The sequence below is a fragment of the Cronobacter muytjensii ATCC 51329 genome (assembly GCF_001277195.1).
GTDB classification, from domain to species: domain Bacteria; phylum Pseudomonadota; class Gammaproteobacteria; order Enterobacterales; family Enterobacteriaceae; genus Cronobacter; species Cronobacter muytjensii.
Genome location: NZ_CP012268.1, coordinates 2,379,806 through 2,391,922, shown reverse-complemented (window position 1 = coordinate 2,391,922; position 12,117 = coordinate 2,379,806). Strand labels below are relative to the sequence as shown.

Here is a 12,117-nt window from a genome sequence, read left to right as displayed (position 1 = left end):
ATACGATGATGTCTAAAGCGTTCTTAAGGGGCCTGCTGTTCTGCTGTCTTGCCGCTGTCCCGTCCACACGGGCGGCAACGGGATTTTGCAACACGACGGGCGGCCCGAAAATTTTTAACGTCGACGCCAGCGCGACGGTAACCAATCCTGATGATAACCAGTCTGGCAAAACCTTTACTGAAAGATTCGGGTCATCGGAAAATTACAGCGCGCACTGCGATTGCGATGACAGCGATACAAATAAAGAGCCGCATCCGGGGGTCTACTATAAAAGCGAGTATCTGGCGCCGACGAGGCAATATGGCAGTTCGTCCTTTATTCGCGTCAATGACAATATTGATATGGCGGCGGCGATTAACATAGCAAACGTGGGCGATGTCAACGTGCCGTTTACCGATATCTGGAACAAAAAAAACAATGGCTGCTCGCTGAATAGCTTTACCACCGGACAAAGCGGATCGTTGACGTTTCGTATTAATAAACCTTTCCTGGGACAGGTGACTATCCCACAAATGGCCGTGGCAGCAATTTATGGCACCGTCAGGCCGGGGCAATATTCCAGCGAACCGATGTCTAAGGTGTATGTCCAGGGCACCATTACCGTGCCGCAAAGCTGTGAGATTAATTCCGGCGAAATCATCACCGTTGATTTTGGCACGCTGTTAGCCAGTACTTTTACGACCCGGGGCCATAAACCCGACGGCTTTGTCGATAAAAAAACGGCCATTGCTTATGTCTGCAAAAATATCAGCGACAGTGTCACCTTAACCATGACGTTTTCCGGCGCTGCGGCGGAAGGCATGCCAGAGGCGCTCGCTACCAGCAACCCCGATGTCGGCGTACTGATAAAAAACGACAGCGAACAGGTCATTGCGGTCAATACGGGCGAGCTGCCGATGCCGCTTGAGTCGTCTGCTGACATTTCGCAGCGTACCGGCGCGGTAGATATTCTCACGGCGCCGGTCAATCTCAGCGGCAAAACGCCGCAAAACGGCGAGTTTTCGGGTTCGGCGTCCATTACGGTGAATATTCGCTAGCGCCGCCCGCGTTTCCCGCAGCCGCCACAAAGGCGGCTGATTTTGTTATGGTGATGAAAATAACCTGCCCGGAGAAACGCCCGTGGAAATCTTGTTTTATCATCCCACCTTTGATGTGGCCCAGTGGGCCGCTTTACTGCAACGCCATCTGCCGCACGCGCGGCTTCGCGCCTGGGAGCCGGGCGATAACGCCCCTGCTGACTACGCACTGGTCTGGCATCCGCCGTATGAGATGCTGCGTGGACGCACCCACCTCAAAGCGATTTTCGTGCTCGGCGCGGGCGTCGATTCGCTGTTAAGCCGCCTGGATGCGCATCCGGATCTGCTGCCGCCTGACGTGCCGCTCTGTCGTATGGAAGATACCGGCATGGCCGCGCAGATGCAGGAGTACGCGGTAAGTCAGGTGTTGCACTGGTTTCGCCGCTTCGATGATTACGCGGCGCTACAGCGCGAGGCGAAATGGCAGCCGCTTGAAGAGTACCGCCATGCCGATTTCACCATTGGCGTGCTGGGCGCCGGCGTGCTCGGTGGGCAGGTGGCGCAAAGTCTGCATTCGTGGGGCTTTCCGGTGCGCTGCTGGAGCCGCAGCCGGAAAGCGTACCCCGGCATCGAAAGCTTTGCCGGTACGCACGAGCTGGCTGCGTTTTTGCGCGGCACGCGCGTGCTGATTAACCTGTTGCCCAATACGCCGGAGACAGTGGGTATTATTAACGGCGGGCTGCTCGCGGCGCTTGAGGATAACGCGTATGTCCTGAACCTGGCGCGCGGTGTGCATCTGGTGGAAGAAGATTTGTTGGCCGCGCTGGATAGCGGGAAAATCAAAGGCGCGATGCTGGACGTCTTTCATCAGGAGCCGCTACCTGCGGAAAGCCCGCTATGGCGGCATCCGCGTGTGCGCCTCACGCCGCATGTGGCGGCGGTTACGCGTCCTGAGGAGGCGGCTGCGTTTATCGCGCAAAGCATCTCGCGCATTGAGCGCGGCGAGACGCCGCAAAATCAGGTGGACGTAGCGCGCGGCTACTAGCGACCGTCTGTCGCGCCCGGTGATTCGGCTAAAAATCGCCGGGGATACCTGTTATCCTTGAATAACATCACAAAGGAGAGCGCCATGTATCCCGTTGACCTGCATATGCACACCGTCGCCAGCACCCATGCTTACAGTAACCTGCATGATTATATCGCCGCGGCGAAGCAAAAAGGCGTCCGGCTCCTGGCCATCACCGATCACGGCCCGGATATGGCGGATGCGCCGCATCACTGGCATTTTATTAATATGCGCATCTGGCCGCGCGTCGTCGATGGCGTCGGCATTCTGCGCGGCATCGAAGCCAATATTAAAAACCGCGACGGAGAGATCGACTGCACCGGCCCGATGCTCGATTCGCTTGATCTCATCGTCGCCGGCTTTCATGAGCCTGTTTTCGCCCCCCAGGACAAAGACACGAATACCGAAGCGATGATTGCGGCGATGGCGAGCGGTACGGTGCATATCATTAGCCACCCCGGCAACCCGAAATATCCGGTCGATATCCCGGAAATTGCCGCGGCGGCCGCGAAATATCAGGTCGCGCTGGAGATTAATAATTCCTCCTTCACCCACTCCCGCAAGGGCAGCGGGCCAAACTGTAAAGCTATCGCTGCCGCCGTGCGCGATGCGGGCGGCTGGGTGGCGCTCGGCTCTGACTCCCATACCGCCTTTACGCTTGGCGATTTCCATGAATGCCGTAAGGTGCTGGATGAAGTCGGTTTTCCGGAAGACCGCATCCTCAACGTCACGCCGCGCCGCCTGCTCGATTTTCTTGAAACCCGCGGCATGACGCCAATTGCTGAATTTGCCGCGCTTTAATATCGCCTGAAATGGAATCTGTTCATGAATGAGTTTTCAATAATTTGCCGCCTGCTGGGCTCTCTCTGGTACCGTGCGCCGCAGGACCCGGTGATGGCACCTATTTACGGCCTGATCCGCGACGGCAAACTCGCGCAAAACTGGCCGCTGGAGCAGGACGAGCTGCTGACGCGCCTGCAAAAAAGCGCGCAGCCCGATGAGGTGCAGACCGATTACCAGGCATTGTTCGGCGCTGATGACGCTCGCGTGGCGCCGTTTCGCTCCGCCTGGGTGGAGCAGGGCAGTGAACAGGAGGTCCGCGCCTTTTTAACCTCCCGCGGCATGCCGCTCGGCGAAACGGCGGCGGATCACTTCGGCCTGCTGCTGCTGGCGGCGTCGTGGCTGGAAGATCAGTCAGCCGAAGATGAAATCGAAGCGCAGGAGACCCTCTTCGGCGAGTTCCTGATCCCGTGGTATGAAACGTTCCTCGGTAAAGTAGAGGCGCACGCCACGACGCCGTTCTGGCGCACGCTTGCGCAAATCACCCGTGAAGCCATTCAGGCGATGTGGGAAGAGTTGCAGGAAGAAGATGAAGAGCGCGGCGCGGAGTGATTTTTATTTGTGATTAATATCACAAATAAAATGTAACTCACCGTGCGTTATTTCATATGGTGTGCGTCAGATCGCATTCCCGGTGCGGCGTTTTGCTAAGATACGCCGCCATGAACAGACACTTTTCTCTCGCATTAACTACCGGCCTGCTCTCCGCCCTCTGGGCGTGGAGCGCCGTCGCGCTCGGCCTGCCGTCCTGGGCGGGCTTTCTCGGCTGTACCGCCTGGTTTGCAAGCCCACGGGGCGGCATCACGGGTTTTCTGACTCTCCTCTTTACGCTGTGCAGCGGCGTGCTGTGGGCGCAGGTGATTATCGCCGGTAGCGCCGTGGCACCGGGTCTCGCGTGGGTGAGCTATGCCATGACCGGCGTGGTGGCTTTCCTGATGTGCATCCAGTCGCGCCAGACGCTGCTCAGTTTCGTGCCCGGCACGTTTATCGGCGCCTGCGCCACGTTCGCAGGACAGGGCGACTGGAAAAACGTGCTGCCAGCGCTGCTGCTGGGGCTGCTTTTTGGCGTGGCGATGAAAGGCAGCGGAATGTGGCTCGCGCACCGTACCGCGCCGAAAAACACCACCACCGCCTGACACGAAAACCCGCGCCCGCGGGTTTTTTTTGCGGCTTTACCCGTTCCGCCTGTATCAACCGTGACACAATAATCCCCCGGCGTGAATATTTCTGTTTCAGGCTTCCATAACCTTTGTTTGTAATATATATGTTAACTTTAAGTTGAAATAATATTGCCTGTGTGGGAGCCATTTCAATGTATACCTCGCTTTTCGCCGCCGCGATGACCGCCGCGCTTGCCTTGTCGTCCGTTGCCGTCCTGGCGCAAACGGGCGGAACCCTTACGTTTCACGGCGCTATCGTGGAAGAGGTCTGCTCGGTCGCGCATAACGCGGCGCATATTGAGCTCTCCTGCCCACGCGGTCATCAGGTACACCGCCAGACGCTCTCGCTGCGCGCCACGGGCGTGCGCGAGATGCACTCACCGTGGGTGCACAGCCGTCTCGACTATCTTAATGCGTCGCATACGCTCGGCATTCTGACATTGACCTACCGCTGAACACGTCGTGGCGGCGACCGGGCGCGCTGTTCTACACTTGAATGAACAGCGTTTATCAGGAGAGAAGCATGTCAGGGCGCATTGAAGTGGTGCAGGGCGATATTACCCGCATCGATACCGACGTTATTGTCAACGCCGCCAACCCTTCGCTGATGGGAGGCGGAGGCGTGGATGGCGCTATCCACCGCGCCGCGGGGCCTGCGCTGCTGGCGGCATGTAAAGCCGTGCGTCAGCAACAGGGGGAGTGCCAGCCGGGGCACGCGGTGATTACCGAGGCAGGTAACCTGGCGGCGAAAGCCGTAATACACACCGTGGGGCCAGTCTGGCGCGGCGGGCGCGATAACGAACCGCAACTGCTGGCGGACGCCTATCGCAACAGTCTGGCGCTGGTGACAGCGAACGGTTATCACAGCGTGGCGTTCCCGGCCATCAGCACTGGCATCTATGGCTATCCGAAAGCGGCGGCAGCGCAAATCGCCTTTGATGCCGTTTCGGATTATCTTACCAGGCACCCACAACTTCAGCAGGTATACTTTGTCTGCTATGACGAAGAAAACTTCCTGCTTTACCAGCGCTTACTGGGACAATACGACGCACAGCCGGGCGCATAATACCCGGCTTGGCCGCGCTATTGCCCCGACCACGGCGCAGCACCCTCACCACAGCGGCTTACATCCTCTTGATGACAGCCTCGACGCCTTCGCCGCCCGCTATCTGCTGGCAGAAATGGCGGAGGAGACTATCGACGTCCAGTACTATATCTGGGAAGACGATATGTCCGGGCGGCTGCTGTTCGGCGCGCTGCTGGCGGCGGCGCGGCGTGGCGTCCGGGTGCGTATTCTGCTTGATGACAACAATACGGTGGGCATGGACGACACGCTGCGCCTGCTCAATGCCCATCCGAATATCGAAATTCGCCTCTTTAACCCCTTCTCTTTTCGCACGCTGCGCGCGCTGGGCTATCTCACCGATTTCGCAAGGCTTAATCGCCGCATGCACAATAAAAGCTTTACGGTGGACGGCGAGGTCACGATTATCGGCGGGCGCAACGTCGGCGACGCCTATTTCGGCGCGGGCGAACAGCCGCTGTTTTCCGATCTCGACGTCCTGGCGATAGGCCCGGTAGTCGCAGATGTCACCCAGGATTTCGAACGCTACTGGAAGAGCCGGTCAGTGTCGACGCTTGATAAAGTGCTGGAGGTCGAGGTGGAAGAGATAGACGCTCGCGTCCAGCTGCCGCCGCACTGGAAGGACGATCCGGTGGCGCGGCGCTATCTGGAGCGTCTTGAGAGTACACGCTTTGCAAGCTACATCGAAACCCGCACGCTGCCCCTGGTCTGGGCTAAAACGCGCCTGTTAAGCGACGATCCGCGCAAAGGGCAAGGGAGGGCGCGCAACCATACGCTATTGCCGCAGCGCATGATGACGCTTATCGGCGAGCCTAAAACCCAGTTCGATATCATTTCATCCTATTTTGTGCCCACCCGCGGCGGCGTGGCTTTACTGCTGGCGCTGCGCCGCAAGGGAGTGAAAATCGCGATCCTCACCAACTCGCTGGCGGCGAACGACGTCGCGGTTGTGCATGCCGGTTACGCGCGCTGGCGTAAAAAACTGCTGCGCCACGGCGTGGAGCTGTATGAGCTGAAACCGACCCGCGATCCGGGCCGTGTGCCGCACGACCGCGGGTTGACCGGTAACTCTGGCTCCAGCCTGCACGCCAAAACGTTCAGCGTTGACGGGAATCAGGTGTTTATCGGTTCGTTTAATTTCGACCCGCGCTCGGCGATGCTTAACACCGAAATGGGGTTTGTGATTGAAAGCGAAACGCTGGCGGGCGCTATCCATAAACGCTTTACGCGAACGCGGCGTGAAGCGGCCTGGGCGCTACGCCTCGACCGCTGGGGGCGTATTAACTGGATAGAAGAAAAAGATGGCAAAGAGATTGTCTGGAAAAAGGAGCCGAAAACCCGTTTCTGGCAGCGTCTGCTGGTGCGTCTGGTCTATCGGCTGCCGGTTGAGTGGATGCTCTGAAAAGCTGGCTGAGTATTAAGACGACGCGCCGCGCGGGCGCGTGTCCGGATCACCCCGTTGCCGTACCTGGCGCCGGGGTTTTATTTTGCGGTTTCCCGGAGAACAGGAAACGCAGCAGGGGAATGCGCAGGTGCGCCTCATACAGCACTACGGCGATGCCAATTACAAACACCAGACCGGCGATGAAGCCCAGCGCGTTCGAGTGGATGTGCGGCGTGATATACGCGCCGAAGAATAGCGTCAGCGGGTGATGCACCAGGTAAATAAACAGCGAGGCGTTAACGAAATAGGTCACACGTGCCGATTTAAAATTCAGCAGGCGATGGCCGAGCGAGAACACGACGTTGACCATCCATAGTCCCATCAGCATGCTAATCACGTTATCGGTTTCATACATCCAGGCATCGCCGCTGCCGTAGCGTTGGTTCAGCAGATAGGCGATAAACGCCGCCGTCGCGCCGAGCGCGCAGCCGGGCGAGAAGGTGGTAAAGCGGTCTTTCAGCGAGGCATGCTTAAAGGCCAGCGCGCCGAGAATAAAAAACGGCGAATAAAATAAGGTTTGCATCACCACGAAATTAAACAAGCCGTCGCTTAATATCGGCGCATAGACGATAAAAATAAGACGGCGCAGCGCGGCGAATGCGACGCCGAAGAGTAAAAACAGCGCTGAGAGTTTTCCTAATGTCAGGCGTTCGGCCAGCGCCGCGCTTTTCTCTTCGGGCCAGTTTTTTATCTGCTGAAATAGCCATAAACCGAGGGTCGTGAACACCACCAGCACCAATAAAAACCATAAATGCGAGGTGAGTTCCCACACCAATGTGTTGTATTTGTCGTAACCGGAAAGCGTATGCCAGTCATCGGCCCGGCCTTTGACATATTGCAACATCAGAAATTGCGGCAGCGTGAGAAGCGGAATAGCGGTCAACATTGGGATGCCGACGCGCTCCAGACGCACTTTCCACCAGCGTTTGCGCGGGTAGCGCAAGAACAGCATGTAGGAAAAATACCCTGAAATAACAAAGAAAACCTGCATGCGGAAGGCGTGAATGAAATCGTTAAACAGCGTCAGGCCCACGGACGGGGTGAGGCTGTTGACATGCCACTGGTGGGTGGAATAAATAAGCGAAATATGAAAGGGGATGCCTAAAAGCATCAACCATGCGCGGATGGAATCGAGAAAAAACTCTCTCTGTGTCGACGTCGTCATATCACTCCATAAAATCTCGGACTATTCGCCTTATCCCTCAGGCTGATTCTGTTTTAGATTCGGCCCCCACCCTACAGGAAGGCCGACACACTGTCTCCAGGACAAATTCGCAAAGCGAAAATGGCGCGCATTCATTTGTTTAATCCCTGAGCCGGCGTGCTGAACAAAGCGGGGATTGTGTTGTCGGAAACCGCAAGTTTCCATTAAAATGGATCGGATTGATTTAAGCACACAAAGGGGGAAGTGCTTAGTTATATGAAACATAAAACACAGATGATGAAAATGGGTTGGCTGGGTGCGGCAGTGATGTTGTCACTTTATACCACTTCGGGTTGGGCCTTCACTATCGACGACGTCGCAAAACAGGCGAAATCCTTAGCGGGCAAGAGCTATGAAGCGCCGAAGAGCAACCTGCCCTCCGTTTTCCGCGATATGAAATACGCGGACTACCAACAGATCCAGTTCAATCACGACAAAGCCTACTGGAGCAAAATCAAAACCCCGTTCAAGCTTGAATTCTACCATCAGGGTATGTACTTCGACACGCCGGTCGCGCTTAACGAAGTGACCGCCAATACGGTTCGTAAAATTAAGTACAGCCCGGATTACTTTAATTTCGGCAACGTTCAGCACGATAAAGACACCGTCAAAGACCTGGGCTTCGCCGGTTTCAAAGTGCTCTACCCGATCAACAATAAAGATAAAAACGACGAAATCGTCAGCATGCTCGGAGCGAGCTATTTCCGTGTGATAGGACAAGGCCAGGTTTATGGGCTTTCCGCGCGCGGTCTGGCTATCGATACCGCGCTGCCGTCCGGTGAAGAGTTCCCGCGCTTTCGCGAGTTCTGGATCGAGCGTCCGAAAGCTGCCGACAAACGTCTGACCATTTACGCGCTGCTGGACTCTCCGCGCGCGACCGGCGCCTACCGCTTCATCATTACCCCCGGGCGCGACACGGTCGTGGACGTGCAGTCGAAAGTTTACCTGCGCGATAAAGTGGGCAAACTGGGCGTCGCGCCGCTGACGAGCATGTTCCTGTTTGGGCCGAACCAGCCGTCGCCGGCAACCAACTTCCGCCCTGAATTGCATGATTCTAACGGTCTCTCTCTGCATGCTGGCAACGGCGAGTGGATCTGGCGTCCGCTGAACAACCCGAAACACCTCGCGGTCAGCACGTTCACGACCGAAAACCCGCAGGGCTTCGGTCTGCTGCAACGCGGCCGTCAGTTCTCACGCTTTGAAGATATCGACGATCGCTACGATCTGCGTCCTAGCGCGTGGGTAACGCCGCAGGGTCAGTGGGGCAAAGGAAAAGTCGAACTGGTGGAAATTCCGACCAACGACGAGACCAACGATAACATCGTGGCCTACTGGACGCCGGACCAGCTGCCGGAGCCAGGCAAGGAGATGAATTTCAAATACACCATCACCTTTAGCCGCGACGAAGACAAACTGCACGCTCCGGAAAACGCGTGGGTACTGCAGACCCGTCGCTCTACCGGCGACGTGAAACAATCCAATCTGATTCGTCAGCCGGACGGCACCATCGCATTTGTGGTGGATTTCACCGGCACCGAGATGCAAAAGCTGCCGGATAATACGCCGGTGACTGCTCAGGCGAGCATTGGCGATAACGGCGAAATCGTTGAAAACAGCGTGCGTTACAACCCGGTCACCAAAGGCTGGCGTATGACGCTGCGCGTGAAGATCAAAGACGCCAAGAAAACCACTGAAATGCGCGCGGCCCTCGTCAATGCCGATCAGCCGCTGAGTGAAACCTGGAGCTATCAGCTACCTGCCAATGAATAAGTCTACTGAGTATATCGACCTGCTGCCGCTTTCCGATATTGAGAAAGCGGCGCTGCCGACATCTGACATGCAGGCCCTTCATCAGTCGCTGGACGCCGAAGGGCGCGTCTGGGCCCGCGAGGATGACTCCCCGCTGGGCTCGGTGAAAACGCGTCTTGAACAGCGCTGGTCAGACTCGCTCAATGGCGATCAGCTGATCAAAGACGACGAAGGCCGCACGCAGATCCAGGCGATGCCGAAGGCAACGCGTTCCTCCATGTTCCCGGATCCGTGGCGTACCAACCCGATTGGGCGCTTCTGGGATCGTCTGCGCGGCCGCGAAGTGCTGCCGCGCTACATGGCGGGCCTGACGAAAGAAGAGCGCGCCGCGGAGCAAAAATGGCGTACGGTCGGCACTATCCGCCGTTACATCCTGCTGCTGCTGACGCTTTCCCAGACGGTCGTCGCCACCTGGTATATGAAAACCATTCTGCCTTATCAGGGCTGGGCGCTGATCAATCCGGCAGACATGATGGGCCAGGACTGGCTGGTTTCCGTGATGCAGCTGCTGCCATATGTGCTGCAAAGCGGCATCCTGATCCTGTTCGCAATTCTGTTCTGCTGGGTCAGCGCCGGGTTCTGGACCGCGCTGATGGGCTTTTTGCAGCTACTTATTGGTAAAGATAAGTACAGTATCTCCGCCTCGACGGTCGGGGACGAGCCTATCAACCCTGAGCACCGTACCGCGCTTATCATGCCTATCTGCAATGAAGATGTGGATCGTGTGTTTGCGGGCCTGCGCGCAACCTGGGAGTCGGTCAAAGCTACCGGCCAGCAGGCGCACTTCGACGTTTATATCCTGAGCGACAGCTATAACCCGGATATTTGCGTCGCCGAGCAGAAAGCGTGGATGGAGCTGATTGCCGAAGTGCAGGGCGAAGGGCAGATCTTCTATCGCCGTCGTCGCCGTCGCGTGAAGCGTAAAAGCGGCAACATCGACGATTTTTGCCGTCGCTGGGGCAACCAGTACAGCTACATGGTGGTGCTGGACGCCGACTCCGTGATGACGGGCGACTGTCTGACCGGTCTGGTGCGTCTGATGGAAGCGAACCCGAACGCCGGGATTATCCAGTCGTCGCCGAAAGCGTCTGGCATGGATACGCTCTATGCGCGCTGCCAGCAGTTCGCCACTCGTGTTTACGGGCCGTTGTTTACCGCCGGTCTGCACTTCTGGCAACTGGGCGAATCGCACTACTGGGGCCATAACGCGATTATCCGCGTGAAGCCGTTCATCGAGCACTGCGCGCTGGCGCCGCTGCCAGGCGAGGGCTCTTTCGCAGGCTCCATCCTTTCCCATGACTTCGTGGAGGCGGCGCTGATGCGTCGTGCGGGCTGGGGCGTGTGGATTGCCTATGATCTGCCGGGCTCGTATGAAGAGCTGCCGCCGAACCTGCTGGACGAGCTTAAGCGCGACCGCCGCTGGTGCCACGGCAACCTGATGAACTTCCGCCTGTTCCTGGTTAAGGGCATGCACCCGGTTCACCGTGCCGTGTTCCTGACGGGCGTGATGTCTTATCTGTCGGCGCCGCTCTGGTTCCTGTTCCTGGCGCTCTCTACCGCGCTTCAGGTGGTACATGCGCTCACTGAGCCACAATACTTCCTGCAGCCGCGTCAGCTCTTCCCGGTCTGGCCGCAGTGGCGTCCTGAGCTGGCGATAGCGCTGTTCGCCTCGACCATGGTGCTGCTGTTCCTGCCGAAACTGCTGAGCGTTATTCTCATCTGGTGTAAAGGCCCGAAAGAGTATGGCGGCTTTTTCCGCGTCACGCTTTCTCTGCTGCTGGAAGTGCTGTTCTCGGTACTGCTGGCGCCGGTGCGTATGCTGTTCCACACCGTGTTTGTGGTAAGTGCTTTCCTCGGCTGGGAAGTGGTCTGGAACTCGCCGCAGCGTGACGACGACTCCACACCGTGGAGCGAAGCGTTCCTGCGTCACGGTTCGCAGCTGCTGCTGGGTCTGGTATGGGCCGTCGGTATGGCATGGCTGGATCTGCGCTTCCTGTTCTGGCTGGCACCTATCGTGTTCTCGCTGATCCTCTCGCCGTTTGTGTCGGTGATTTCAAGCCGCGCGACCGTGGGCCTGCGTACCAAACGCTGGAAGCTGTTCCTGATCCCGGAAGAGTATTCGCCGCCGCAGGTGCTGGTGGATACTGACCGCTATCTGGAGCTTAACCGCAGCCGTTCGCTGGAAGATGGCTTTATGCACGCGGTGTTCCATCCGTCGTTTAACGCGCTGGCGACCGCCATGGCAACCGCGCGTCACCGCGCAAGCCATGTGCTGGAGATTGCCCGCGATCGTCACGTCGAGCAGGCGCTGAACGATACGCCGGAGAAGCTCACCCGCGACCGCCGCCTGGTGCTGTTAAGCGATCCGGTGACAATGGCGCGTATGCACTATCGCGTCTGGGCGCACCCGGAGAAATACTCCTCCTGGGTTAGCCATTACGATGAGCTGAAGCTCAACCCGCAGGCGTTACGCGCGCAGTAAGCGTGGTAAATG

The 12,117-nt window shown here is 57.7% G+C and carries 11 protein-coding genes; 10 read left to right on the top strand and 1 reads right to left on the bottom strand.

Translation table 11 applies throughout. The features are described from left to right. Positions 1-5: 5 nt before the first annotated feature. The 8 genes from AFK63_RS11165 (at position 6) to AFK63_RS11130 (ending at position 6,568) form a co-directional block, all read left to right on the top strand. Entirely contained in the window at positions 6-1,037 is a 1,032-nt protein-coding gene (locus tag AFK63_RS11165) for a fimbrial protein (protein WP_108695707.1), read from the top strand. 82 nt (positions 1,038-1,119) lie between these two features. Beyond that, on the top strand, positions 1,120-2,061 hold the full coding sequence (ghrA, locus tag AFK63_RS11160; RefSeq protein ID WP_038863676.1) for a glyoxylate/hydroxypyruvate reductase GhrA: 942 nt from the start codon (positions 1,120-1,122) through the stop codon (positions 2,059-2,061). An 84-nt stretch (positions 2,062-2,145) separates the two neighbouring features. Next, entirely contained in the window at positions 2,146-2,883 is a 738-nt protein-coding gene (locus AFK63_RS11155) for a phosphatase (protein ID WP_038863674.1), read from the top strand. A gap of 24 nt (positions 2,884-2,907) precedes the next feature. After that, positions 2,908-3,474 carry a TorD/DmsD family molecular chaperone gene (locus tag AFK63_RS11150; protein WP_038863671.1) on the top strand — a complete coding sequence of 189 codons (567 nt, stop codon included), beginning with the start codon at positions 2,908-2,910 and terminating at the stop codon, positions 3,472-3,474. A gap of 110 nt (positions 3,475-3,584) precedes the next feature. After that, a complete protein-coding gene (locus tag AFK63_RS11145) occupies positions 3,585-4,058 on the top strand; it encodes a DUF1097 domain-containing protein (RefSeq protein WP_038863670.1) in 474 nt (157 codons plus the stop codon). A 176-nt stretch (positions 4,059-4,234) separates the two neighbouring features. Next, a complete protein-coding gene (locus AFK63_RS11140; protein ID WP_038863669.1) occupies positions 4,235-4,537 on the top strand; it encodes a hypothetical protein in 303 nt (100 codons plus the stop codon). Between the two features lie 68 nt (positions 4,538-4,605). Next, a complete protein-coding gene (gene ymdB / locus AFK63_RS11135; RefSeq protein ID WP_038863668.1) occupies positions 4,606-5,148 on the top strand; it encodes an O-acetyl-ADP-ribose deacetylase in 543 nt (180 codons plus the stop codon). Continuing rightward, positions 5,081-6,568, top strand: a complete 1,488-nt coding sequence (locus AFK63_RS11130) for a phospholipase D family protein (protein ID WP_038863667.1) — start codon at positions 5,081-5,083, stop codon at positions 6,566-6,568. The genes ymdB and AFK63_RS11130 overlap by 68 nt, the downstream gene beginning before the upstream one ends. 49 nt (positions 6,569-6,617) lie before the next feature. On the opposite strand, the gene mdoC is transcribed toward AFK63_RS11130, so the two are convergent. Continuing rightward, positions 6,618-7,775: a glucans biosynthesis protein MdoC gene (gene mdoC, locus AFK63_RS11125; protein ID WP_038863665.1), complete on the bottom strand. Its 1,158-nt coding sequence runs from the start codon at positions 7,773-7,775 to the stop codon at positions 6,618-6,620. A gap of 273 nt (positions 7,776-8,048) precedes the next feature. Here mdoC and mdoG point away from each other — a divergent pair, with 273 nt between their 5' ends. Continuing rightward, positions 8,049-9,584 (top strand): glucans biosynthesis protein MdoG, encoded by a 1,536-nt coding sequence (gene mdoG / locus AFK63_RS11120; RefSeq protein WP_108695708.1) that lies wholly within the window; start codon positions 8,049-8,051, stop codon positions 9,582-9,584. Continuing rightward, positions 9,577-12,105: a glucans biosynthesis glucosyltransferase MdoH gene (mdoH, locus tag AFK63_RS11115; protein WP_038863662.1), complete on the top strand. Its 2,529-nt coding sequence runs from the start codon at positions 9,577-9,579 to the stop codon at positions 12,103-12,105. Before mdoG ends, mdoH begins: the two co-directional genes overlap by 8 nt. The last annotated feature ends 12 nt before the right edge of the window (positions 12,106-12,117 follow it).